This is a genomic window from Roseobacter sp., assembly GCF_024639605.1.
Lineage (GTDB): Bacteria > Pseudomonadota > Alphaproteobacteria > Rhodobacterales > Rhodobacteraceae > Roseobacter.
This window is the reverse complement of sequence record NZ_JAHEHZ010000044.1, coordinates 1-23,824: the sequence shown is the minus strand read 5'-3', so window position 1 is coordinate 23,824 and position 23,824 is coordinate 1. Positions and strand designations below refer to the sequence as shown.

The following is a 23,824-nucleotide window of genomic DNA, read 5'->3' as shown; positions in this document are numbered from 1 at the left end:
ACCCCGCACCACAGCGCGCGCCTCTGGCGCGCTGATCTGCCCCAGACCAAGAGAGCTCAGATCGTCGTGAAAGAGTTCTTTCTCATTCTTCCGGGCGAGGATCATCAGTCTGCGCGGCGTAAGACAGCCGCCAAAACTTTTGCGCAAAAAGTCAAAACCCGCACGGGTCAGCGCACATATGCTTTCAGCACCGCAATATTTCCCGATGAAAGCCGCCGACCGGCCCGGGACGTGATATCCCGTGGTCGCTTCGGCCTCAGACAACGTGACCCGCGCGTTCTCCTGCACCCGCGATGCAGCCCGAGGGTCAGCGATCCTGCCGCCGATCACGAGAGTATCGGTCATTCCTGTTCTTCGAGCCGGTCAGTGGCCGGGGGCGGTGTCGGCGACAGCGCCGAGAGCCGCGCATAAAGTGCGTCATCCATCTCGAAGGTCATGGCATCGAGCGAGGGGGCCAGCTGCTCTGCGCTGCGCGCCGAAATGATCGGTGTCGGCCCCATCGGATGGCGCGCGGCCCAGGCGACGGCTAGTGTTGCAGCCGGGGTGCCGGTCTCCTTTGCGATGGCGCTCAGACCCTTCGCCGCTTCATGCATCCACCCGGGGCCATAGCGCGCCGCATAGCGATCGTCCTCCGTCAGACGGCCCGCATCGCCGGCGGCATATTTCCCGGTCAGCAGCCCGCCGCCCAGCGGTGAATAGGGCGCACAGGCCACGCCCATATCCGCGCACATGGGCAGGATTTCCACCTCGGCCTGGCGCTTCACGAGGTTATACATTGGTTGCAGGATATCGACCGTGATGCCGAATTTGGCGGCCACACAGATGGCTTTCACGACCTGCCATGCGGCGTAGTTCGACACCCCGACGTAGCGTATTTTGCCGGCTTCTCTGAGCTCCGCCAGCGCCTCCATCGTCTCATGCAGATCGGTGTCGGGATCAAACCGGTGCATATAGAGCAGATCGACCGTATCCATGCCCAGCCGCTTGCGCGATATGTCGAAACTCGTGAGGATATTGTCGCGTGTCCCGCCGCCGGTATAAGCCGCTTTGGTCGCAATGATCAGCCCGTCGCGCCGGTCGCCGGGCATGCTGCCCAGCAGCGTCTCAGAGGCGCCATCATTATAGACATAGGCCGTGTCGAAATGGTTCACGCCGGCGGCGACCGCTGCCTCAAACATGGCGCGCGACGCGGTTTCATTCGCGCGTCCGCCGAACTGCATGGTGCCAAAGGCGAGGCGACTTGCGGGGGTGCCGTCCGGGCTGGTCATAACTTTTGTCATGCCCGAAGCCTGGCATGCGCTGTGAAGCCATGCAATGCTCAATAACGCGCCGGACCGACGCGCAAAAAACAGGGACCCCGATCATGATCATCACCGACGCTGCAGAGCTGAAAAACACCAGCCGCGACGCCTCTGGTCCGGGCTGGACCAGCCTGCGCCTGCTGGTGCGCGCGGACGGTATGGGGTTTTCAATGACGGAAACCCGCGTGCTGCCTGGTGCGGTGCTGAACCTGCACTATAAGAACCACATCGAGGCCTGTTACTGCCTGAGCGGGCAGGGCACTGTCACCGAGACTGACAGCGGGCGCAGGCATGAGATCCGCGCAGGTGTACTTTATGCGCCCGACACGCACGAGCGACACGAGGTCCGGGTCACGGGCGATGTGCCGCTGCACCTCATCTGTGTATTCTCGCCGGCGCTGCAGGGTGACGAGGTTCATGGCCCTGACGGCAGCTATGCTGCACCGGACTGATCCGGCACAAAACCTGTCACAAACGTGGCGACCTTCGCGCTGCTCATTTCGCAGGGGCAGAGCCGCGCACCTGCTTTGAGCCGGAAAAAATTGAGGCTGATATAATCATTTCCACCAGCTTCTTCGGCGACCAGTTTAATGGAACGCCCGTTGTTGAAAACTGTCTTGACCGCGCGGTAAAGCCGGCCCTCGTACCGTCCCCTGAGGCTGCCTGCGGGCAAAGCGTCAAGCGCCTGCTCAAAGTCCGCAAAAGCCTCAGGGGTCAGGACTTTTGTCCGATCTTCGGCTCGCTGCCTGCTCGGATCCGCGCGATATTTGCCCGGTGCCGCCAGAAGACAATTGCAGCCATCAGAGCCACGTAAAAGGCCATTTTTCCGCCGTCCAGCACCCAGGCCAGCGGGATGCCTGCCGCCGAGGCAACAAGCGCGCCCATCGACGAGATGCGCGTCGCAAAGGCACCGGCAAGCCAGGCGATGCAGCAGCCGGCACCCACCGGGAAATGCATCGCCAGCACGATGCCAAGAAAGGTCGCCACGCCTTTGCCACCCGCAAAGCGAAGCCACACCGGATAGCAATGCCCGATCATCGCGGCGAGCCCGGCAATGAGGTAGAGATCACCGCTGCCGTAAGACCGGGCCAGCAGCACCGCGACCATGCCTTTGCCGGCATCGAGCAGCAGGGTGAGTGCCGCAGCCGTCTTGTTGCCGGTGCGCAGAACATTCGTGGCACCGATATTGCCCGAGCCGATGTCGCGCAGATTGCCGAGCCCCATGACCCGCGCCACAAGGATGCCGAAGGGAACCGACCCGATCAGATAGCCGACCCCGGCCCACCAGAGCAGCATTGTCATGACGTATCCCTCATAGCTCATCTGTCCCTTTTAAAGACCTGCGTACCGGCCACCCATGTGCCCAGCACACGGCCCTGCATACGTGCTCCGTCGAAGGGTGTATTGCGCGATTTCGAGCGCAGTGTGGCACGGTCCATCAGAAACGGTGCATCCGGATCGAAAAGCACCAGATCCGCCGGTGCGTTTTTGGCCAGACGCCCGCTTTCCAGTCCCATCCGTCGCGCAGGATTAAGTGACATCGCGCGCCAGAGCACGGGTAGATCAATCAGACCCGCGTGATGAAGCCGCATTGCTGCCGGCAACAGCGTCTCAAGCGCCACCGCTCCTGATGCTGCCTCCTCGAACGGCAGGCGTTTGCTTTCCTCATCCTGGGGGGTGTGCATCGAAGAGATCACGTCGATGAGCCCGGAATTCACCGCCCCGGCAATGGCGAGACGGTCCTGCTCATCCCGCAAGGGTGGCTTCAGTTTGAAAAACGTCCGGTAATCCGCCACATCGAGCGCATTGAGCGTGAGGTGATGGATCGAGGTGCCGGCGCTGATATCCAGCCCGTTGTTGCGCGCCCGTTCCAGCGGCGGCAGGGCGCGGGCACAGGTAATCTGATCCGCATGGTACCGGGCACCGGTCATCTCCACGAGTGCAATGTCGCGATCCAGCCCCATGCGCTCGGCCATCACTGAGACCGCCGGCAACCCGCGCAGCGAAGCGAATTTGCCCGATGTCGCAGACGCCCCGCGGCTGAGCCCCGGATCCTGCGGATGTGCAATCACCAGCGCTCCCAGGCTGCGCGCATAGGTCAGCGCCCGCGAAAACACCCGCGTGTCGCTCACCACACGGTCGCAATCGGTAAATGCCACGGCACCGGCGTCCATCAGAAACCCGATTTCAGTCATTTCCCGCCCGTCACGACCTTTGGTCAGCGCGGCCATCGGCAGCACCCGCACCGGGGACGCCTCATTGGCGCGGCGGGTCACAAACTCAAGCGTCTCGGGGCTGTCGATCGCGGGCGTCGTGTCAGGCCGGGTGATCATCGTGGTCACACCGCCCGCAGCGGCAGCGAGCCCCGCGGACCGGTAGCTTTCTTTGTGCCGTTCGCCGGGTTCACAAACCTTCACGCCGATGTCCACAATACCGGGCGCGATATATTTCAGACCGCAGTCTATAACCTGTGCATCGCCAGGTGCGGGCTCCCCGGCAGGCATCAGAGCCCTTATCCGGCCCTCCTCGACCAGCAGGCCGCCCGTGGTGACCTGTGCCCGTTCAGGGTCGACAAGACGCGCATTCAGAAAGGCAATCCGGCTCATCAGCGGAACACGCGCGTGCCGGAAGAGACCGTCATGACCCCACCCAGATCATCAGCCCGACCACTGCAAAAGCGACGATCAGCGCGATCATGGCGATGCGGCCGGACATCTTCGGGTCTTTGGGTTCGTTCATCAGTTCCTCCGCTGGCTTATGTCAGCAGCCACCAGGCCAGCAGGCCCAGCAGCACCAGAACAGCAAAGACGACCATCGCACTGCCGGCACCGCTGCGCGCGGAAGGGGCAGGCACCACACCGGGTACGCCGGTATAGGGCATCGCGCTGTCTGCGGTCAGAGCCGCCGGCACGCCTTCATCCGGCCGGTATTCTTCGTAGGTTCCGATCAGTGTGAGGTCAGGCCCCGGCGACAGCCGGCTCTCAGCGCCGCCAAAGCTGTCAGAAAAAAGCAGCAGCACATACCCGTCGAGCGCATCGAGCTTTGCACGGTCGGCGGCAATAATATCTGCATCAACGGCGTAGCCTTCGGTGAGATAGGCGCCCAGACCGACGCCTGCGAGATCAGACACCGGGAAAACTTCGGTCGAGGCAGTATTCAGATGCGGGTCGCCAAGAAGGTCCCGCGCCACATCGGCCCGCGGTGCCGCATCAAGTGCCGCGCGCATATCGGCCGGCGCGCGGCTCACCGCGAACACCCGGATTTTGCTACCCTCATTGCGTTTAATCGCGATTGTTTCGCTCATACCGCCTCCGTCCGTGTCAGGCGCAGATTGCGTGCCAGCAGATCCATCGCCGCCATGCGCACCGCGACACCCATTTCCACCTGATCCTGGATCACCGAGCGGTTGATGTCATCAGCCAGCGTGCCGTCAATCTCCACTCCACGGTTCATCGGCCCGGGATGCATCACAATGGCATCGGGCTTTGCAAAGGCCAGTTTCTCCTCGTCCAGACCATAACGGTGATAATACTCCCGCTCGGACGGTATGAACCCGCCGTCCATACGCTCTTTCTGCAGTCTGAGCATCATGACCACATCAACGTCCTGCAGGCCCTCTTTCATGTCCTCAAAAACCTCCACGCCAAACTCGGAGATGCCGGCAGGCATCAGGGTGGGGGGGCCGATGAGGCGGATGCGGTTTTCCATCTTGCCGAGCAGCATGATATTGGAGCGCGCCACCCGGCTGTGCGCAATATCGCCGCAGATCGCGACAGACAACCGGTGCAGACGGCCCTTGGCGCGCCGGATTGTCAGCGCATCGAGCAGCGCCTGGGTGGGGTGTTCATGCCGCCCGTCGCCGGCGTTCAGTACCGCACAGTTGACTTTCTGCGCCAGCAGATCCACCGCCCCCGAATGCGGATGCCGCACCACCAGAAGATCGGGGTGCATGGCGTTAAGCGTCAGTGCCGTGTCGATCAGTGTTTCGCCCTTTTTGACCGAACTGGCCTGCATCGCCATGTTCATCACATCCGCGCCGAGGCGTTTGCCGGCGATCTCAAAGCTCGCCTGCGTGCGCGTGGAATTCTCGAAAAACATGTTGATCTGCGTCAGGCCGGCCAGCGCATCGGCGTGTTTGTCAGGCTGCCGGTTCAGGGCGGCATAGGTGTCAGCCAGGTCAAGAAGAACTGTGATCTCTTCAGGGCGCAGAGCCTCGATCCCAAGCAGATGGCGGTGCGGAAACGTCATTAAGATCCTCAGGCAGCTATCAGCCTTATAGGGAGCGGGCCGGGCACGGGCAAGGCGCAGAAATGCCACATAACCGGTGCGCGGCATGTGCACAGGGGCAGTTCAGTTTCCCGGCTGCACCGCCTAGAATGGCGATATGGAATCAGCGGAATTTCACTATGCGCGGGCATTGCTGGAGTGGCAGGCCGAACTCGGAGCGACCGAGGCCATCGGTGACACGCCGGTTAATTGCTATGATCTGCCTGAAACAATGCCCGGAACGGCGCCGAAGCAGGCAGTACCAGCAGCCCCGGGGACCAGAGCAGGCGCTGCTGTGAAGCCGCCGGCAGCGGTGGCCGCGGACCCGGTTGCCGAAGCGGAAAAGGCTGCGATGGCGGCCACAGATCTGGAAAGTCTGCGCGCGGCACTGGCGGGTTTTGAGCACTGTGCGCTCAAAAAGGGCGCGCGCAATCTCGTGTTCAGTGATGGCAGACCCGGTGCCGCTGTTATGATCATCGGCGAGGCACCGGGGCGCGACGAGGACCGCGAGGGCCGCCCCTTTGTCGGGGCCGCGGGACAACTGCTTGACCGGATGCTCGCCGCAATCGGTCTGGGCCGCGGTCCTGATGATACGCCGGTATATATCACTAACGTGCTGCCCTGGCGGCCCCCGCAGAACCGTGATCCTTCGCCCGAAGAAATTGCGATGATGCGGCCGTTCCTGTTGCGCCACATTGAACTGGCACGCCCCCAGATCCTTGTGATCATGGGAAATATCAGTGCACAGGCGCTTCTGGGCAAGCGCGGCATTACCCGTCTGCGGGGGTCCTGGACCGAGGCCTGCGGCTTGCCTGCTATGCCCATGTGCCACCCCGCCTATCTGCTGCGCACGCCGGACGCCAAGCGGGATGCCTGGGCAGACCTTCTGGAAATCGGCGCGCGGCTGACAATTGCCTGATATGCCACCTCAACATCAGACCACCCGGAGACCAGTTTTATGAGCCGCATTGACGAAACGATGGAGTTCATTCCGGTCCGCATTGCGGTGCTGACAGTGTCGGACACGCGCGTGGCCGAAGATGATAAATCAGGCGAGGTGCTCGTATCGCGCCTTCTCGCCGCGGGCCACGAGCTTGCGGATCGTCGCATCCTGCCGGACGAACGCGCAGAAATCGCGGACCAGCTGCGCGCCTGGTGCGAAGATGGTGCCATCGACGTGGTGATCAGCACCGGCGGCACCGGGCTGACCGGGCGGGATGTAACGGTCGAGGCGCACCGCGACGTATATGAAAAGGAAATCGACGCCTTTGGCACGGTTTTCACCATTGTGTCGATGAATAAGATCGGCACGAGCGCCGTACAAAGCCGTGCGACCGGCGGTGTGGCCAACGGGACGTATCTCTTTGCACTGCCCGGCAGCCCGGGGGCCTGTAAGGATGCATGGGACGAAATTCTGGCAAAACAACTCGATTTCCGCCACCGGCCCTGCAATTTTGTGGAAATTATGCCGCGTCTCGATGAACATAAGCGACGGAAATAGCCGGTGATCGCGTAACGCCTTTGTGCCTTGGTATTTTCCGGCAGCGTTCCAGGTTATAAGGAACGGCGCGTTTTGTGCTGAGAAGGGTATCTATGCGGTTTCTGCGGCAAAGTATGATCGGACTTTTCCTTGCGTCGGTGACGCTGGGATTGCTGGTCTGGGCCGCACAGATGATCGCGGGGGCCCTGGACGTGCGGTTCGCGGATGCGCCGTCGGGACCTCCTGCACGCGAACGCGTCTTTGCGGTGAGCCTGATAAAGGCCGAGAGTGAGACGATCACACCCGTTCTGCGGGCGTTTGGCGAAATTTCCGCGCGGCGCACGCTGGAACTGCGCGCCGCGACCGGCGGGCGGATCATTGAACTTTCCGACAGCTTTGAGGATGGCGGCACCGTAAAAGCCGGTGACGTGCTGCTGCGCATTGACCCGGCCGACGCCGAAGCGGAGGTCGCGCGCCTGAGCGCGGATCTGGCCGATGCGCAGGCGGAAACCCGCGAAGCTGCCCGCAGTCTGACCCTGGCTCAGGATGATGAACGCGCGGCCGAAGAGCAGGCAGGCCTGCGCGAAAGAGCCTTTGCCCGCCAGACCGATCTTGCTGAGCGAGGCGTAGGCAGTGCCGCAGCCACCGAGACCGCGGAACTTGCAGCCGCTGCGGCCCGTGCGGTTGTGATCTCGCGCCGCCAGTCTGTTACGCAGGCCGAGGCGCGCGTGGATTTATCGGCCACACGTCTGTCGCGCGCGCAGATCGCGCTGGAAGACGCCCGCCGGAAGCTTGCCGACACGACCGTTACCGCGCCTTTTTCCGGTACGCTCAGTAAGACGGCTGTGGTCGCAGGGGGTCTGGTGAGTGAGGGTGAGCGCCTCGCCGACCTCGTCGATCCGGACGATCTGGAGGTGGCTTTCCGCATCTCCACGGCGCAGTACGCCCGGCTCCTCGGACCCTCGGGTGATCTTTTCCGGGCACCGGTAACTGTTTCGCTGGATGTCACCGGCGTCGATCTGATGGCAACCGGGCGCATTTCGCGGGTCAGTGCAGGGCCGGGCGAGGGGCAGACAGGGCGTGTGCTCTTTGCGCGGCTCGGACGCGCGCCGGGGTTTCGGCCTGGCGATTTCGCGACCGTCGAAATAGCCGAACAGCCACTTGAAGATGTGATCCGCCTGCCAGCTACGGCGCTTGACAGCGCCGGAGAGCTGCTGGTTGTCTCCGAAGATAACCGGCTTGCTGTTTTCCCGGTCGAAGTTCTGCGTCGCCAGGGTGATGACGTGCTGGTGCGTGCGCCGGGGTTGGTCGGACAGGATGTTGTCAGAGGGCGCACACCGCTGCTTGGGCCGGGCGTGTCTGTGCGCAGGCAGCAGATGCAGACCGGGCGCGACGATCAGGCCTCTCTGGGGTCGCCCGCTGGCGGCAGTGTACCGGGATGAACGGGCGAGTGCCGGCGGCGGCGGGCGGTATCCTGTCCTACTTTACCAGGCACCGCACGGTCGCCAATCTCATTCTCGTCGTCATGCTGCTGGCCGGTGCGGTCTCCGTGCCAAACATGCGCACGCAGTTTTTTCCTGATACCACACCCAGTACGATCACCGTCAGCGTGGCCTGGGATGAAGCGGGCGCCGAGGACATTGACCGTGGCATCATCGAACTGCTGCAGCCGGTGGTGCTTGCAGTGGAGGGGGTTGATTACACGTCTGCCACGGCGTCTGAAGGCACTGCCAGGATCCGCATTTCCTTTGAACCCGGCCGCGATCTTGATCAGGCGATGAGCGATGTTGAAAGCGCTGTGGACACTGTGACCGGCCTGCCTGCCGGCGCGGACGACCCTCAGGTCCGTTTCAACACCAGCTGGGACAGGGTAACGAATGTTGTGATCACCGGGCCGGTCGGCAGTGAGCAGCTGGTGCAGTATGCTGATGCCTTCCGGGCGCGGCTGTTTGAGGCCGGGGTGACCCGCACCAGCATCGGCGGTGTGGCGACGCCACAGATCCTGGTCGAAGTACCGTCTGTCCGCCTTATCGGCAATGGTATCTCCATGGATGAGATCGCACGGGCGATCGGTGCGGAAGTCGCCGGTAATCCGGCAGGCAGCGTGGACGGCGCGGGCGCGCGCGTCCGGGCGGGGTCTGAAAAACGCACAGCCGCCGAGATTTCAGAGATCGTGCTGCGCAGCGAACCGGGCGGGCGTCAGCTGCTGGTCGGTGATGTCGCGACTGTGACACGACTTGGCCCGGACCGGCGCCAGAGTTATTTCGTTGGTGATAATCCGGCGGTGATGGTGCAGGTCGACCGCTCTCCCGGTGGCGATGCAATTGGGATTCAGGCAACCGTGGAGCAGGTCGCAGCGCAGTTGCAGGCGACCTTGCCGGCCGGTGTTACGGTTGAGTTGCGCAACACCAGTTCCGAGGCCATCAGTGCAAGGCTGAGCACCCTGATCGACAATGGGCTGACGGGGCTCGCACTTGTTGTGGGACTGCTCTTTCTCTTTCTGAACGCGCGGTCTGCATTCTGGGTGGCCGCAGGTATCCCGGTGGCGATGATGGCTGCCATTTCGATCATGTACCTTGCCGGGTTGTCGCTCAATATGGTTTCGCTTTTCGGGCTGATCATCACGCTTGGAATTGTGGTAGATGACGCCATCGTCGTGGCCGAGCACGCAGATTATCGCGCACGGCATCTGGGCGAGCCGCCTGTGGTCGCGGCAGAAAACGCTGCCCGCCGGATGGCTTTACCAGTCTTTGCCGCGACGCTTACAACGGTCATTGCCTTCTCTGGTCTCACGCTGATCGGTGGCTGGTACGGCACAATTATCCGCGACATTCCCCTGACGGTGATTGCAGTGGTCATCGCCTCACTGGTCGAATGTTTTCTGGTACTGCCAAATCATATGGCCCATGCGCTGGCGGCCAAAGCAAAAGAACGCTGGTATGACTGGCCCAGCCGGCAGGTGAACCGGGGATTCCGCGTGGTGCGCGACCGTGCCTTCCGCCCGCTCATGGCGGGGGTGGTGGCTGCGCGCTACGTCGTGCTTGCCGGGTTGCTCGCCATTCTCGCCTCGCAGGTCGCTGTTTTCATCCGCGGTGATGTCCAGTGGCGGTTTTTCGATTCGCCTGAGCGGGGTACGATTCGTGGAAATTTCATGATGGCGGAAACTGCGTCACGGGATGATGCGCTCCTGATGATGCATGAGATGCAGCGTGCCACGGAAACGCTCCGCGCCAGATATATCGAACGATATGGCCGGGATCCGGTGGACAACGTGACAGCACAGGTGGGCGGCACATTCGGTCGGGGCCTGAGCGGCGCGGAAGACAGGGACAAGGATCTGCAGGGCGGGATATCCATTGAGCTCATAGATGCCGATGCGCGCGACTTTACCAGTTCCGCATTCGTGTCTGATCTTCAGGAACTCGTGGTTCCTCATCCGCTGGCAGAGGTCATTGCGTTTCGCGGCGCGCGTCGAGGCCCTCAGAGCGACGCGATCAGTGTCAGACTTTCCGGGGCCGCGGCCGCCGTGCTGAAAGCCGCCAGCCTGGAGATGCAGTCTGAGCTGTCGGACTTTACCGAAGTTTCAGCGCTGCAGGACAGCCTCGCCTATGATCTCGACGAGCTTTTGCTTGATCTGACCCCGCAGGGTCTTGCCCTTGGGTTCACCACGGATCAGCTTGGTCGTGACCTGCGCAACAGACTGGCCGGTATCGAGGCCGCGACCTTTCCGGATGGCCAGCGCAGCACAGAAATTCGTGTCGAACTGCCCGAAAATGAGCTGACGGCGGATTTTCTGGCCGGCACTCTGATGCGGACACCCGATGGCGGTTACGTACCCCTTGCCGATATCGTGACGGTCGAGCGCCGTGCGGGTTTCCGATCAGTGCGCCGCACCAACGGCGTACGTGAGATCACAGTCACCGGCGACGTTTCTGAGGATGATCCGGCCCGCGCAGCAGAAATCACCCAGTATCTGCGCGATGATCTGATGCCGCGCATCGCCGGGATCCACCAGGTCGATTACGAAATTGCAGGCCTTGCAGAGGACGAAAGCAGATTTCTGTCAGATGCCGGTTCGGGCATGGTGCTGTGTCTGGCCGGCATCTACGCGGCCCTCGCCTGGGTTTTCGGCAGCTGGAGCCGGCCCGTGATTGTGATGGCGATCATCCCCTTTGGCCTTGTCGGCACGATTTACGGGCACGCAGCCTGGGAGGTACCCCTGAGTATGTTCACGGTTGTCGGGCTTCTGGGCATGTCCGGTATCATCATAAACGACTCCATCGTGCTGATCACCACCATTGACGACTATGCCGAAGAGCGCGGCCTGATCCCTTCGATCATCGACGGGGCAACAGACCGCCTGCGTCCGGTAATGCTCACAACGCTCACCACAGTGCTGGGCATGACGCCGCTGCTTTATGAGACCAGCCGCCAGGCCCAGTTCCTCAAGCCCACCGTCATCACTCTGGTCTATGGTCTCGGGTTTGGCATGATCCTTGTCTTGCTGGTTGTGCCCGCTCTGATGGCGGTTCAGCACGACATCAGCCGTCAGATCCGGGCGATGCGTCGCGGTCTTGGTGCGCCGGTCCGCCGCATCCGAATGAGTTTTCTCGCGCTTTGGGGCCTGGTGCTTGCATGGGGGGCCGCAACGCTCGGGTGGACGATTGCAACGGGCAGCATGATGCCCGGTCTGCACGGTCTGGTTCCGGTCAGAACCGGTGAAACTTCCGTTACCGGTGCGCTGATGGTCTTTGTTGCAGGCGCTGCAGTGATAGCGGCTCTGGGCTACGCGGCGGGGACATTGATGTTGCGGGCTTCGGGTGGCGCACGCGCTCAGCCGGGTGTGCAGCCCTGAATGTCCACGCCGTGTGCGCCGCCGAGCACAGTGATGCGGATGGCCGAGCGATCCAGTGCAAATGCACCGTCGCGGGCATGGATCATTTCCGAAACAGCGATGACATCACCGCCCTGACGGCGGATCTGTGCCTCGCTGACCCAGACACCGGGAACACCCGGCTCCAGAACCACAACCTCTGCACCACCGGCCGCCGGCAGGCTCACGCGGGCCTCAACCCGCAGCCCGTCTGAAGTCGGCTCGATCCGGCAGGTGGCCGCCGTGACACCTGCCTCGCCGGCGCTCAGCGGGCGCTGTGCAAGGGCTGCGGCAATCGCCGGTACTGGTTTGCCGCCGGTATCATCGAGCGTTGCCGCCATATCAAGCTGCCAGGGCACGCAGACATCCGAGCAGACACCCAGATCCATGCCGACGCTGAGATCAACGGCCTGACCGGAGGTTGTCGGTGAAACATAAAGCGGGATAACCAGATCGCCGGAATACCCGATCGACCGCATTCCGTTCTGATCGAAAATCTGTGGTGTTGGCCAGGACACGGACACGCCTGAGAGATTGCGCGAGGCCGACCAGTCAAAGCTGGGCGGAATGCCGGCATCACCAGGGGCCCGCCAGTAGGTCTTCCACCCTGGCGCCATCTTCAGATGCAGCGCCGCGACATAGGTCCCGTCCGCGGTGACCCATCCCGGCAGAACCTGTGCTGTCACAGGTGCCGCGGCCCCGTCCCAGGCAGCGGCTGGCAGGGCGCAAAGCGCGGTGAAGGCGGTGGCGAGCGCAAAACGTTTCATATTACCGATATGGCCGCAGTGCTCTGAAATGCCAAGTCACGATCCGGTCAGCCATGTTTCGCCGTGACACCCCGGGGACTTGTGTGCCACATCACTCCGCGCCATTGTATCGGGCATGACGGACAAAGATCAGCATGACGACCAGATGGATCTGACGGGCAAACTGCTGGTTGCAATGCCCGGCATGGGCGATCCGCGGTTTGAGCATTCAGTCGTGCTGCTGTGTGCTTATTCGGACAAGGGGGCCATGGGGCTCATCCTGAACAAACCCAGCCCGGATATCCGCATGAGCGATGTGCTGGACCAGCTGGAGATTTCCCCCGTCGAAGATGCAGCGGCCATGGTCGTGCATTTCGGGGGCCCGGTAGAGACCGGTCGCGGCTTTGTTCTGCATTCGCAGGATTATCAGTCGCATCTGCACACGCTGCTGGTGACCGGTGGCTTTGCGATGACCGCGACCATGGATATTCTCGAAGAGATCGCCCGCGGGCAGGGGCCTGACCGGGCGCTGATGATGCTTGGGTACGCCGGCTGGGGGCCGGGGCAGCTGGAATCGGAAATTGCCCGCAACGGCTGGCTGACCGCAGACGCAAGCCGCGCGCTGGTCTTTGACACACCTGCGCGGGACAAATGGACGGCGGCGCTGGAATCTCTTGGGGTCGATCCGGTTCTGCTCTCTGCGGATGCAGGGCGCGCCTGACGACAACTCAGTGTCAGCGTGGTGCTGCGGCCCGGCGCAACCTGTCGTTAATTGCCTCTCCCAGACCCTGTTCCGGCACCGGTGCCACGGCGATCGGACTCCCCGTGGCATCGAGCGTATGCAGATGATCGAAGAGCGTCGCTGCGGCCTCCTGAAGATCACCTGTTTCAGACAGCGTCAGATCACCCGGGATATCGCCGAAACCCAGCATCACCTCGCCCGGACGCGCCTGCGTCGCATTCAGGCGCACCGGCGCACCCGGCGCGTAATGCGATGCGATCTGCCCGGGACTTGTAATGGTGTCGCCCCCGGGCGATCCGGGCGCTCGTCCCAGGATACCGCTCACCGCTTCCGCTGGCACCCCGCCTGCGCGCAGCAGCAGGGGAGCCGGGTTAAACCCCACGATCGTACTTTCCAGACCGACCGCGCAGGGCCCGTCATCCAGCACCGCGGCAATCCTGCCGTTCAAGCCGGCCAGAACGTGAGAAGCACGCGTCGGGCTTATGCGTCCCGAGGGGTTCGCGGAGGGTGCCGCGACCGGGCCGCCAAAAGCCTTCAGCAGAGCGCGGGCCGCCGGATGCGCCGGCACCCGGATTGCCACCGTGTCGAGCCCTGCGGTGACAAGCGATGCCAGCCCGTGCCCTTTTTTCAGCGGCAGCACCAGCGTCAGCGGACCTGGCCAGAAAGCCTCTGCAAGCGCTGCTGCGGCATCGTTCCAGACCGTCAGCTCCCGCGCAGCGGCGGCATCAGGCACATGCACAATCAACGGGTTGAACGACGGCCGCCCCTTAGCCGCATATACCGCCGCGACTGCCGCGCCGTTGCGGGCATCCGCGCCGAGACCGTAAACGGTTTCGGTCGGGAAGGCGACAAGAGCGCCGGCCTGCAGGAGGGCCGCTGCCTGTTGCAGGCCGGCGGCATCTGCGGCGAGGGTAAGTGTGGGGCCTTTGTGCATAAAATTGTGACGCCGCGTTCTGGTTGCTGTCGAAGTCCCGTCGCTTCATGGTTGCCCCGGGGCCATATAAGCTGTGCCCGCATTTGCCAAGATACCATGCCCGACGTCCGGAGAATACGAAGATGCCTTATCACGCGCCCGTCGACGACTTTGCGTTCATTCTCAAACATATTGTTGATTTTGATCAGCTGCGTGAGACAGACCTTTTCGCCGACAGCACAGAAGACGTAACCCAGGCCATTCTGACCGAAGCCGGCAAGCTTTCCGACGAGATCCTGGCACCGCTGCAGCGCCCCGGTGATCTGCATCCGGCGCGGCTTGAAAACGGTGTTGTGCGCACCTCGCCTGGCTATGCCGGCGGCTGGTCCGCAATTGCCGAAGGCGGATGGATCGGGATTGCCGCTGATCCGGAAAACGGCGGGATGGGGCTGCCGATGACGCTGGCCTCTGCGGTCAATGACATGATGAGCGGCGCGTGCCTGTCGCTGCAGCTTGCACCGCTGATGTCGCAGGGGCAGATCGAAGCGCTCGAACATCACGCATCGGACGCGATTAAAGACCTTTACCTGCCGAAACTGATCGCGGGCGCATGGTCGGGCACCATGAACCTGACCGAACCGCAAGCCGGATCTGATGTAGGCGCACTGAGCACAAAAGCCGAACCGAAAGGTGACGGCACATATGCGGTCAGCGGGCAGAAAATTTATATCAGCTGGGGGGATCACGATGTGGCAGAAAATGTCTGCCACCTGGTGCTGGCCCGGCTGCCGGGTGCGCCAGCCGGCACCAAAGGCATCAGTCTCTTTATCGTGCCTAAATACCTGCCGGATGACGCCGGAAATCCGGGCGTGGCCAACAGCCTGCGGGTGGTCAGCCTTGAGCACAAACTCGGACTGCACGGCTCGCCCACCGCTGTGATGGAATACGACGGCGCCACAGGATGGCTGATCGGCGAGGAGCAGGGCGGCATGGCGGCTATGTTCACCATGATGAATAATGCGCGTCTTGGCGTCGGCATCCAGGGGATCGGTGTGGCCGAAGCGGCGTTTCAGCACGCTTGGGCCTATGCTACAGACCGCAAACAGGGCCGCTCCCGGCGCGAAAATGCCAGCGGCACAATTACCGATCATGCGGACGTGCGTCGGATGCTGAGCACGATGAAAGCTGAGGTCTTTGCCGCCCGCGGGATCGCACTGTGCTGTGCCATGGCAATTGACCTTGCGCGGGCAACCGGGGATGCAGAATGGAAAGCCCGTGCAGCCCTGTTGACCCCGATCAACAAATCCTTTGGCACAGAAACCGGAATCGCGGTGTCGGATATGGGTCTGCAGGTACACGGCGGCATGGGTTTCATTGAGGAAACCGGTGCTGCGCAGTTCTGCCGCGATGTCCGGGTAACGGCAATCTACGAAGGCACTAACGGCATCCAGGCAATGGACCTTGTCGGCCGCAAAATGATGGACGGCGGTGACGCAGCTTTCCGGCTTCTCGATGAGGTCGCTGCCTGTGCATCTGAAGCCCGCGCGATTCTGCCTGATCTTGGTGAAGCCGTATGGCAGGCCTGTGAAACCCAGCGCGAGGCCACCGAATGGCTGGTAGCACAAAGCGACCCCGATGACCGCTTTGCCGGCGCGGTTCCCTTCCAGCGGGCCTTTGCCCGCGTGCTGGGCGGATATGTACACCTGCGCGCGGCTCTGGCCGATCGTGGCGGCGCGCGTGAAAAGCTGGCGCGGTTCTATATAACCCGTCTGTTACCCGAGTATGAGGGGCTTCTGGCCCATGCTCAGGCCGGCGCCAAAGATCTCTACAGTCTGACCGACGACGATCTGGCGGCCTGATGAAGGACCGCCCGACCGAAGGCCTGCGGTACCCGTTTGAAAAGCCCCCGGCAGAAGGGGCCGCCGTTGAACTGGCCGATGGTGTGCTGTGGATGCGCCTGCCGCTGCCGATGAAGCTCGATCACGTCAATGTCTATGCGCTGGATGACGGCGACGGCTGGACGGTGATCGACACGGGCTTTGCCACAAAGCGCAGCCGCGCGATCTGGGAGAGCCTGATGCAGGGACCGCTGAGCGGAAAGCCCGTGCGCCGTGTCGTGGTCACCCACCATCATCCGGACCATATCGGGCTCGCGGGGTGGTTCCAGACCGAACACGGCGCGGAACTCGTCACCACACGCACGGCCTGGCTGACCGGGCGCATGCTGACGCTTGACGCGCAGGACGTGCCGCTGCCCGAAACGCTCGCCTTTTACCGCAGCGCCGGCATGGCCCCGGATGTGCTGGCTAAACGCGAAAGCGAACGTCCGTTCAACTTCGCGGATGTGGTCGCGCCGATGCCACTTGGTTTTACCCGCATCGCGGACGGCGAGAGCATCACCATGGGTGGCCGGACCTGGGATATTTACACCGGTCACGGACATGCGCCCGAGCAGGCGACATTCTGGAGCCGGGACGACGAACTGGTGATCTCCGCCGACCAGATTCTTCCCTCGATCAGCCCCAATATCGGCGTCTATGCCACCGAACCGATGGCTGATCCGATCGGCGAATGGCTGGTAAGCTGCGAGCGGTTTGCAGCTGTGGCCCGCGACGATCACTTCGTTCTGGGCGGGCACAAACTGCCCTTTACCGGTCTGCCGCTCCGCATGTTCCAGCTGATCGACAACCACCACGGCGCTCTCAGGAGGCTTGTGGCTTTTCTGGATACCCCGCAGGCCGCGGGTGACTGCTTTATGCCGCTCTTTCGCCGTACCATCGGTGACGCAGAATATGGTCTGGCGCTGGTCGAAGCGGTTGCGCATCTCAGCCACCTGTACCAGACAGGGCAGATCACACGCGCGCGGCGCGGGGACGATGCATGGGTTTATCAGCGCAAGGACTGAAAATGGGCAAAAAAGCAGGGAAATCTGCAGGTAAACCCAAGCTGCATGAGGTTCACACCGATCCTGCCTCTAAGGGCGCCTCTGACACTTTGCTGCCTGACGTCATGAAAGGCCCGCCGGCGGAAAAGAAATCCCCGGCCAGATGGGCCTATGAGCGCATGATCCTGTATATCCGCAACTTTGAGCAGGACCTCGATAACGATCACGAGGTCGCCATGGGCTTTGCCGGCGGTGACGCGGGGGTGCTGCGCATTGAGGGGATGGGATATTTTGACCCGGACATCGTGACATTTTACGGCACTGACGCCACCGGCGGTCGCACACAGCTTGTCCAGCACGTAAGCCAGCTCAGCGTGATGCTGCGGGCCCTGCCAAAACCGCATGAGCGTGCGGAACCTGCGCGTATCGGCTTCCGGCTGGTGCAGGATCTCGAAGAAGGCGGCACCGGCTGAGTACAGGACCGGCGCCTGCGGGTCACAGGGTCGCTGCGCACAGCTATGAGCGTGACAGCGGTCACAGAATCCATTAGGCCTCTGAACAACGGTTACAGAAAAGGACTGCGGCAATGGCAGAGTACAAGCACGGCGAAATGAACACGGATGTTCAGGAAAAGACATTCGACGGTTTCATGCGGTTTACCGCACGGACGGTAATTGTGATCATTCTCCTGCTGGTCGGCATGGCGATTTTCATTACCTGATCTGCTGAAGTGCGGGAGAAACCCATGCGTATCCCTGCTTTGCTTGCAGTTCTGGTACTGTTGACGGGATGCGCGGTTTCCGCCGCCTTTGAAGCCACAAATGAAGAGATCCGTGATGCGGCCTATCGGGCCGGCGGCCCGCCCGGCCTGACGCTTATCACCGTGATAAACAATTCATCCGGTGCCGGCGGGCACAGCGCGCTGATGGTCAGCGGTTCGCAGCGGGTGATCTTTGATCCGGCAGGATCCTTTTTGCATCCCGACGTACCCGAACGCGGCGATGTCCTCTATGGCATGTCACCTGCCTGGGTGCAGGGCTATAAAAGCGCGCATGCGCGCAACACCCACCACGTTGTTACACAGACTATTGAGGTAACACCGGCGCAGGCTGAGCGTGCCTTGCAGCTTGTGCAGAGCAATGGCGCGGTTGCAGGCTCGTTCTGTGCAAATGCCACGTCGCGCATCATCAGTCAGGTACCCGGGTTCGAAGACATCTCCGTGACATTCTTTCCGACCAATCTGATGGCTCAGATTGCAAAACGGCCCGGTGTGGTCACGGACCGCTATTACGAAGATGACGAGGGCAACGTGCGTGACGGCATCCCGGATGTAGTGGCGGGCCCGGCCTAGCCCAGCAGCCAGAGCAGACCGTAAAGCGTGCCGGCACCACAGACGATTGCCGCAATCACGTTCTTTGTCCACAGACCAACAAGCACAGTAACAGCAGCCGCTGCGATGCGCGGTGCATCCGGCGCACCGCCGGTGGCCTCGGGCCAGACAACCTGAGGCACCGCAAGCGCCGGCAGAACCGCAACGGCGGTATAGCGCAGATGTCGCAGGAGCCAGGGCGGGATCGGACGGTCACCAACCAAACCGAGAAACGCAAAGCGCAGCAGATAGCTGCCCAGTCCGAGGCCGACGATCACAATCCACAGGGTGGATGCATCAATCATGCTGCGGCCTTTCGCACATCTGCCCGGAGTTCAGCGCGTGCGCCTGCCATCATGCCCGAAACGCCCGCGATGATCAGGCCCAGCGAATAGGGCACGCCCGCCGTCAGAAGGCTCACGACCACGGCCACCAAGGCTGCAATTACATGCGCGGGTGTGCGCAGCATCGGAGCGATCATCGCCAGAAAGGTAATCGGCAGGGCAAAATCCAGAGCCCAGCTTTCGGGTATCTGTGTGCCGATAAGAGCCCCCGCGACTGTTGCGCCATACCAAACCGGCACCACCGGGCAGACCGCACCTGCGAAATAGGCGACGCGCGCCGGAATGCTCATGCCGGGCGCTTTTTCAAACTGAACGATGGAACAGGCATAAGACTGATCAAGCACGAAATAAGCGGCAATCGCCCGTTGCCAAAGCGGTGCCGCACCGATCCAGGGCGTCAGCGAAGCGGAGTACATCGCCATGCGCAGGTTCACGGCGAGTGCCGAGGCCAGAACGACGACAGTCGGCGCGTCTTCGGTCATCAGTTGCAAGGCAGTGAACTGTGCAGCGCCCGCAATCACTACGACCGAAAATACCAGAATTTCCAGCACATTCAGCCCGGCCTCAGCCGCCAGAACCCCGAAGAGCACCGCAAAAGGGCCGACAACCAGCACAAAGGGTGTGCCATCCCGGAAGCCTGTCCAGAACGCGCGCCCGGACGTGAGTGTTTTCGCGGTGGTGGAGGGCATGAGATGCTTTATAAAGTTATGCGCGAGGCCTATCTCAGAGCCCGGGGGGATGCAATTGGCAAGGATAGATGACACCAGCGATTACCTGATCGCGCCTGACCCGCAGGCGCCGCGGCTGACCCGGTCTGTGGCGGGAACAGATCAGGATGGTATGGCCGTGACGGCCAGCGTGGTAGAGGAACGGCCGCTGACGATTTTCCTGAATGCGCAGGAGATCGTGACCGCCATGACGATCGGCGATTATCCGGATTATCTGGCGCTGGGGTTTCTGCGCAATCAGGGGATGATCAGTGACGCCGACGAGATCACCGGTGTGGATTATGATGAAGAACTGGAAACGGTGATCGTACGCACCGCGCGCAAGACGAACTACGAGGAGAAAATGCGCAAAAAGACCCGCACCAGTGGCTGTGCTGTGGGGACGGTCTTCGGTGATATGATGGAGGGGCTCGAGGGCGTCAGACTGGCGCCCGCCCTGGTGCGCACAAGCTGGCTTTACAGTCTGAGCGCGCGGATCAACCGCACGCCGTCGCTCTATCTGGAAGCGGGCGCCATCCACGGCACTGTGCTTTGCTCCGGGGACCGCCCGCTGGTCTATATGGAGGACGTGGGCCGGCATAATGCGGTCGATAAAATTGCGGGCTGGATGTTGTCAGAACAGGTCTCTGCGGATGACAAGATCCTGTACACCACCGGGCGTCTGACCTCCGAGATGGTCATCAAAACGGCGATGATGGGCATTCCGGTGCTGGCTTCCAGATCGGGTTTCACAGCCTGGGGTGTTGAGATCGCCCGCGAGGTTGGTCTGACACTCATCGGCCGGATGAAGGGGCGCCGGTTTGTCTGTCTTGCCGGAGAGGAGCGCCTCGTGCGGGACGCAGACCCCTCGGATGTGCCCGATGAGCCGCGTCGCGCCGGCCGCAAGGGGGCCGCGTGAAACAGCCGTGCGGCGTGATCCTTGCCGGCGGTCTTGCAAGCCGCATGGGCGGCGGTGACAAGGGGCTGCTGCCGCTGGGCAGCAAGACACTGCTTGGTCATGTCATCGACAGGCTGGAACCGCAGGTCAAAGACCTCGCGCTGAATGCCAACGGGGATCCTGCGCGGTTTGCGGCGCTCGGCCTGCCCGTCGTTGCAGACAGCATCGAAGGCTATGCAGGCCCGCTGGCCGGCGTGCTTGCCGGTCTCGACTGGGCCGCGGACCAGGGCGCTGAGACGATTGTCACAGCAGCGGCCGACACGCCGTTTTTTCCGGCTGATCTGGTGCCGCGACTGCTGATGGCAGCCGAAGGCATGCAGCATCCTCTGGTGCTCGCCGCGACCCCGGATCCCGAACGCGGCAGGGCGCGCCATCCGACCTTCGGTCTCTGGCCGGTGGCGCTGCGCGATGATCTGCGTGCCGCGTTGCAGGACGGGGTGCGCAAGGTTGTGCTCTGGACGGACCGTCACGGCGGGCGGGAGGCGCTTTTTCCGGTGGCCGGGTTCGACCCGTTCTTTAACGTCAACACACCCGAAGACCTCAAACGTGCAGAAGGGCTCTTATGAAGATTTACGGCGTTGTCGGCTGGAAAAACGCGGGCAAGACGGGGCTTATGGAACGGCTGGTGTCAGAGATATGCGCGCGCGGATTTTCTGTCTCGACGGTTAAACACGCGCACCATGTTTTCGATGTGGATCACCCGGGCAAGGACAGCTATCGCCACCGCACCGCCGGAGCCCGTGAGGTGCTGCTGGCCTCACGCAAGCGCGTGGCCCTGATGCACGAATTGCGCGGCGCGCCCGAGCCTTCTCTGGATGAATTGCTGGCCAGACTTTCGCCTGTCGATCTTGTACTGATCGAGGGGTACAAACGTGACGCGCACCCCAAGATCGAAGCCTTCCGCGCAGAGACGGGCAATCCGCTGATCGCTCCTGAGGATCCGACAATCCGTGCCGTTGCAAGTGACACACCGATGGATCTGGACCGTCCGGTTTTTGATCTCAACGACGCGCCCGCGATTGCAGATTTTATCCTGCAGGAGACAGGTCTTTGAAGGGCTTCGACACATGCATTGTGGTGGACTGGTCCGCGTCATCGAAGCTCAGCCCGAAGAAGCCGTCCAAAGATGCCATCTGGATTGGTCTGGCGCGCGGAGGTCGTGACATCGATGCCGTTTATTGTCGGGGCAGAGTGGAAGCGGAGGACCGTATCCGGAGCCTGATCTCGGCAGAAAAAACGGCCGGTCGACGCGTTCTTGTCGGCTTTGACTTTCCGTTCGGCTATCCGAGCGGCTTTTCAAAACGCGTAACAGGCAGCGATGATCCCTTTGATCTCTGGGACTGGATTGCGGCACAGATTACAGACACGGAGCTCAATGAGAACAATCGTTTTCAGGTTGCCGAGCGGATCAATTCAAAATTTGACAGTTCCGGACCCCTGTGGGGCAAAACACGCGCGGACCGCTGGCCAGGTGTGCCCTATAAAAAACAGGGGATCGTTTTCGATGACCTGTCGGAAAAACGGATTTGCGACCGCCTGGCGAATGCAGCGTCAAGTTGTTTTCAGCTGTGTTTTAACCCGACAGTTGGCAGCCAGATCCTCATGGGATTGCCAATGCTTTCGCGACTGCGCCGACTTGCAGATGTGGCAGTGTGGCCACTGGAAGACTGGCGCAAGGCAACGGTTGTTCTGGCAGAAGTCTGGCCCGGCCTCATTGAACCGGCGGTAAAGCAGATTGAGAGCATGGCGTCCGCAAGGGTGATACGCGATGAAGTGCAGGTCAGGGCTCTGGCGCGTGCGCTGTCAGCGCTGCCGGCGTCAGAATTGGACCGGATGCTGGAGGATCATCCGGTTGAGGCGCGTGAAGAAGCGTGGATTCTCGGGGCCGGCCACGCGGCGCGGCTGTCTGAACTGGCCTCCGCAGACCCCGAAGTGCCCCCCCTGCGCAACGACTGTTTTGCCCTGCCGCCCGGTGTCCACTGGACCCCGGTGGCCGGAGCGCTGGACCATCTGCGGCGCAATCTCACCGCCGTCACCCCGGTGCGCTGCGTGCCGGTGGCCGAGGCTGCCGGGCGCATTGCCGCCGGCGCGGTGCTGGCCGTGCGTGCCAACCCGCCGTTGCCAAATACGGCGGTGGACGGATATGGCTTTGCCGGCGGTCTGCCTGAGGGGTTGCACCGGCTGCCTCTGGCCACAGGTCGTGCCGCTGCGGGAGATGCGCCCGGCGTGCTTGCCCCGGGCCACGCCATGCGCGTGCTGACCGGCGCCGCCCTGCCTGCAGGCGTCGACACGGTGGTCCTGCAGGAAGATGTGCGGATCACGGACGGCCATGTGGTACTGCACGGACCGGTTAAAGCCGGCGCCAACACCCGCAAAGCCGGTGAGGATGTCAAAGCCGGAGCGCAGGTACTGGCCGGCGGGCAGCGGATCGGTCCCGCCGAGGCGGCTCTGCTGGCAGCAACCGGCACGCGCGAGGTGCAGGTGCATGACCCGCTGCGTGTCGCTGTGCTCTCTACCGGCGCAGAACTGGTTGAAGCGGGCGAAACAGCGGCGGAAGGGCAGATTTTTGATGCAAACCGCCCGATGCTGCTGGAGCTGATCCGGCGCTGCGAGCACAAAGGTGTGGATATGGGCCGCGTCCGGGACGACCGCTCAGAGTTGCGGGTGCGGCTTGATGAGGCGTCGCGCAGGGCGGATGTCATCCTCACCAGTGGCGGCGCATCGGCGGGCGATGAAGATCACGTCTCAGCGCTGTTGGAGGAGACCGGTACGATGCAGCTCTGGCGCATTGCCGTGAAGCCGGGTCGACCGCTGGCACTGGGCATGTGGAACGGTGTGCCGGTCTTTGGTCTGCCCGGCAATCCGGTGGCGGCGATGGTTTGTGCGCTGATTTTTGCGCGTCCGGCACTGACGGTGATGGCCGGTGGCCGCTGGTCCGGACCACAGGGATTTATGGTGCCGGCGGCCTTCAGCAAAAAGAAAAAGCCGGGGCGCACGGAATATCTGCGCGCGCGGATCCGCGACGGTGCGGCGGAAGCCTTTGCCTCGGAAGGCTCCGGGCGTATCAGCGGGCTGTCCTGGGCGGAGGGTCTCGTGGAGCTGCCGCCCGGTGCCGCGACGATCACCCCCGGTGTTCAGGTGCGATATCTCCCGTTTTCAGGTTTCGGGCTCTGAACTGACCTGGCAGGGGCCCGTCAGTCGAAGGTACCGGCAACGCGCCCCAGCAGCATAAAGGCCCGCG

General features: G+C 62.5%; 25 protein-coding genes and 1 pseudogene. 15 read left to right on the top strand and 11 right to left on the bottom strand.

The window, feature by feature from the left end; genetic code table 11:
- Window positions 1-345 (bottom strand): annotated as a pseudogene (locus tag Q0M35_RS08005) (glycerol-3-phosphate dehydrogenase); the annotation flags it as partial.
- A complete protein-coding gene (locus Q0M35_RS08000; protein WP_295313949.1) occupies window positions 342-1,280 on the bottom strand; it encodes an aldo/keto reductase in 939 nt (312 codons plus the stop codon). The pseudogene Q0M35_RS08005 and the gene Q0M35_RS08000, both read right to left, overlap by 4 nt.
- An 83-nt stretch (window positions 1,281-1,363) precedes the next feature.
- On the opposite strand from Q0M35_RS08000, the gene Q0M35_RS07995 reads away from it, so the two are divergent.
- Window positions 1,364-1,753: an ectoine synthase gene (locus Q0M35_RS07995; protein ID WP_295313947.1), complete on the top strand. Its 390-nt coding sequence runs from the start codon at window positions 1,364-1,366 to the stop codon at window positions 1,751-1,753.
- Here the strand turns inward: Q0M35_RS07995 and Q0M35_RS07990 are convergent.
- The 5 genes from Q0M35_RS07990 to Q0M35_RS07970 form a co-directional block, all read right to left on the bottom strand.
- Window positions 1,735-1,974 carry a hypothetical protein gene (locus Q0M35_RS07990; protein WP_295313945.1) on the bottom strand — a complete coding sequence of 80 codons (240 nt, stop codon included), beginning with the start codon at window positions 1,972-1,974 and terminating at the stop codon, window positions 1,735-1,737. The genes Q0M35_RS07995 and Q0M35_RS07990 overlap by 19 nt on opposite strands.
- Window positions 1,975-2,015: 41 nt before the next feature.
- Complete coding sequence (gene plsY, locus Q0M35_RS07985) at window positions 2,016-2,624, bottom strand: glycerol-3-phosphate 1-O-acyltransferase PlsY (protein WP_295313943.1); 609 nt, start codon at window positions 2,622-2,624, stop codon at window positions 2,016-2,018.
- A complete protein-coding gene (pyrC, locus tag Q0M35_RS07980) occupies window positions 2,621-3,907 on the bottom strand; it encodes a dihydroorotase (protein WP_295313941.1) in 1,287 nt (428 codons plus the stop codon). The genes plsY and pyrC overlap by 4 nt, the downstream gene beginning before the upstream one ends.
- A gap of 149 nt (window positions 3,908-4,056) precedes the next feature.
- Window positions 4,057-4,605, bottom strand: coding sequence for a hypothetical protein (locus Q0M35_RS07975; protein WP_295313939.1), 549 nt, complete (start codon window positions 4,603-4,605; stop codon window positions 4,057-4,059).
- Window positions 4,602-5,549, bottom strand: a complete 948-nt coding sequence (locus tag Q0M35_RS07970; RefSeq protein WP_295313937.1) for an aspartate carbamoyltransferase catalytic subunit — start codon at window positions 5,547-5,549, stop codon at window positions 4,602-4,604. The genes Q0M35_RS07975 and Q0M35_RS07970 overlap by 4 nt, the downstream gene beginning before the upstream one ends.
- A gap of 136 nt (window positions 5,550-5,685) precedes the next feature.
- Here Q0M35_RS07970 and Q0M35_RS07965 point away from each other — a divergent pair, with 136 nt between their 5' ends.
- The 4 genes from Q0M35_RS07965 to Q0M35_RS07950 all read left to right on the top strand — a co-directional run bounded on the left by Q0M35_RS07965 (window position 5,686) and on the right by Q0M35_RS07950 (window position 11,902).
- Window positions 5,686-6,486, top strand: coding sequence for a uracil-DNA glycosylase (locus Q0M35_RS07965; protein ID WP_295313935.1), 801 nt, complete (start codon window positions 5,686-5,688; stop codon window positions 6,484-6,486).
- Between the two features lie 39 nt (window positions 6,487-6,525).
- The gene (moaB, locus tag Q0M35_RS07960) at window positions 6,526-7,068 is read left to right on the top strand and encodes a molybdenum cofactor biosynthesis protein B (RefSeq protein ID WP_295313933.1); all 543 of its coding nucleotides are present in this window, start codon (window positions 6,526-6,528) and stop codon (window positions 7,066-7,068) included.
- A 92-nt stretch (window positions 7,069-7,160) separates the two neighbouring features.
- Window positions 7,161-8,489 (top strand): HlyD family efflux transporter periplasmic adaptor subunit, encoded by a 1,329-nt coding sequence (locus Q0M35_RS07955; RefSeq protein WP_295313931.1) that lies wholly within the window; start codon window positions 7,161-7,163, stop codon window positions 8,487-8,489.
- A complete protein-coding gene (locus tag Q0M35_RS07950; protein ID WP_295313930.1) occupies window positions 8,486-11,902 on the top strand; it encodes an efflux RND transporter permease subunit in 3,417 nt (1,138 codons plus the stop codon). Before Q0M35_RS07955 ends, Q0M35_RS07950 begins: the two co-directional genes overlap by 4 nt.
- Here the strand turns inward: Q0M35_RS07950 and Q0M35_RS07945 are convergent.
- Complete coding sequence (locus Q0M35_RS07945) at window positions 11,881-12,687, bottom strand: protein-disulfide reductase DsbD domain-containing protein (RefSeq protein ID WP_295313928.1); 807 nt, start codon at window positions 12,685-12,687, stop codon at window positions 11,881-11,883. The genes Q0M35_RS07950 and Q0M35_RS07945 overlap by 22 nt on opposite strands.
- A 115-nt stretch (window positions 12,688-12,802) precedes the next feature.
- On the opposite strand from Q0M35_RS07945, the gene Q0M35_RS07940 reads away from it, so the two are divergent.
- Window positions 12,803-13,387, top strand: coding sequence for a YqgE/AlgH family protein (locus Q0M35_RS07940; protein ID WP_295313926.1), 585 nt, complete (start codon window positions 12,803-12,805; stop codon window positions 13,385-13,387).
- A gap of 13 nt (window positions 13,388-13,400) precedes the next feature.
- Here Q0M35_RS07940 and Q0M35_RS07935 read toward each other — a convergent pair whose 3' ends face one another.
- Window positions 13,401-14,342, bottom strand: coding sequence for an L-threonylcarbamoyladenylate synthase (locus Q0M35_RS07935; RefSeq protein ID WP_295313924.1), 942 nt, complete (start codon window positions 14,340-14,342; stop codon window positions 13,401-13,403).
- A 122-nt stretch (window positions 14,343-14,464) separates the two neighbouring features.
- On the opposite strand from Q0M35_RS07935, the gene Q0M35_RS07930 reads away from it, so the two are divergent.
- The 5 genes from Q0M35_RS07930 (at window position 14,465) to Q0M35_RS07910 (ending at window position 18,556) form a co-directional block, all read left to right on the top strand.
- Complete coding sequence (locus Q0M35_RS07930; RefSeq protein ID WP_295313922.1) at window positions 14,465-16,180, top strand: acyl-CoA dehydrogenase; 1,716 nt, start codon at window positions 14,465-14,467, stop codon at window positions 16,178-16,180.
- Window positions 16,180-17,226, top strand: coding sequence for an MBL fold metallo-hydrolase (locus Q0M35_RS07925; protein WP_295313920.1), 1,047 nt, complete (start codon window positions 16,180-16,182; stop codon window positions 17,224-17,226). The genes Q0M35_RS07930 and Q0M35_RS07925 overlap by 1 nt, the downstream gene beginning before the upstream one ends.
- A gap of 2 nt (window positions 17,227-17,228) precedes the next feature.
- Window positions 17,229-17,678, top strand: coding sequence for a DUF6173 family protein (locus Q0M35_RS07920; RefSeq protein ID WP_295313918.1), 450 nt, complete (start codon window positions 17,229-17,231; stop codon window positions 17,676-17,678).
- 113 nt (window positions 17,679-17,791) lie between these two features.
- Window positions 17,792-17,926, top strand: a complete 135-nt coding sequence (locus tag Q0M35_RS07915) for an aa3-type cytochrome c oxidase subunit IV (RefSeq protein ID WP_295313916.1) — start codon at window positions 17,792-17,794, stop codon at window positions 17,924-17,926.
- A 24-nt stretch (window positions 17,927-17,950) separates the two neighbouring features.
- Window positions 17,951-18,556, top strand: a complete 606-nt coding sequence (locus tag Q0M35_RS07910) for a hypothetical protein (RefSeq protein ID WP_295313914.1) — start codon at window positions 17,951-17,953, stop codon at window positions 18,554-18,556.
- On the opposite strand, the gene Q0M35_RS07905 is transcribed toward Q0M35_RS07910, so the two are convergent.
- A complete protein-coding gene (locus Q0M35_RS07905) occupies window positions 18,553-18,879 on the bottom strand; it encodes an AzlD domain-containing protein (protein ID WP_295313912.1) in 327 nt (108 codons plus the stop codon). The two genes, Q0M35_RS07910 and Q0M35_RS07905, sit on opposite strands and share 4 nt — an antisense overlap.
- Entirely contained in the window at window positions 18,876-19,607 is a 732-nt protein-coding gene (locus Q0M35_RS07900) for an AzlC family ABC transporter permease (RefSeq protein WP_295313910.1), read from the bottom strand. The genes Q0M35_RS07905 and Q0M35_RS07900 overlap by 4 nt, the downstream gene beginning before the upstream one ends.
- A 49-nt stretch (window positions 19,608-19,656) precedes the next feature.
- Here Q0M35_RS07900 and Q0M35_RS07895 point away from each other — a divergent pair, with 49 nt between their 5' ends.
- Genes Q0M35_RS07895 through glp form a run of 4 tightly spaced genes read left to right on the top strand, consistent with a single transcriptional unit; the run spans window position 19,657 to window position 23,757 of the window.
- Window positions 19,657-20,544 (top strand): formate dehydrogenase accessory sulfurtransferase FdhD, encoded by an 888-nt coding sequence (locus Q0M35_RS07895; RefSeq protein ID WP_295313908.1) that lies wholly within the window; start codon window positions 19,657-19,659, stop codon window positions 20,542-20,544.
- The gene (mobA, locus tag Q0M35_RS07890) at window positions 20,541-21,149 is read left to right on the top strand and encodes a molybdenum cofactor guanylyltransferase MobA (RefSeq protein ID WP_295313906.1); all 609 of its coding nucleotides are present in this window, start codon (window positions 20,541-20,543) and stop codon (window positions 21,147-21,149) included. Before Q0M35_RS07895 ends, mobA begins: the two co-directional genes overlap by 4 nt.
- Complete coding sequence (mobB, locus tag Q0M35_RS07885; RefSeq protein ID WP_295313904.1) at window positions 21,146-21,637, top strand: molybdopterin-guanine dinucleotide biosynthesis protein B; 492 nt, start codon at window positions 21,146-21,148, stop codon at window positions 21,635-21,637. The genes mobA and mobB overlap by 4 nt, the downstream gene beginning before the upstream one ends.
- Window positions 21,634-23,757, top strand: coding sequence for a gephyrin-like molybdotransferase Glp (glp, locus tag Q0M35_RS07880; RefSeq protein WP_295313902.1), 2,124 nt, complete (start codon window positions 21,634-21,636; stop codon window positions 23,755-23,757). Before mobB ends, glp begins: the two co-directional genes overlap by 4 nt.
- Window positions 23,758-23,824 lie beyond the last annotated feature (67 nt).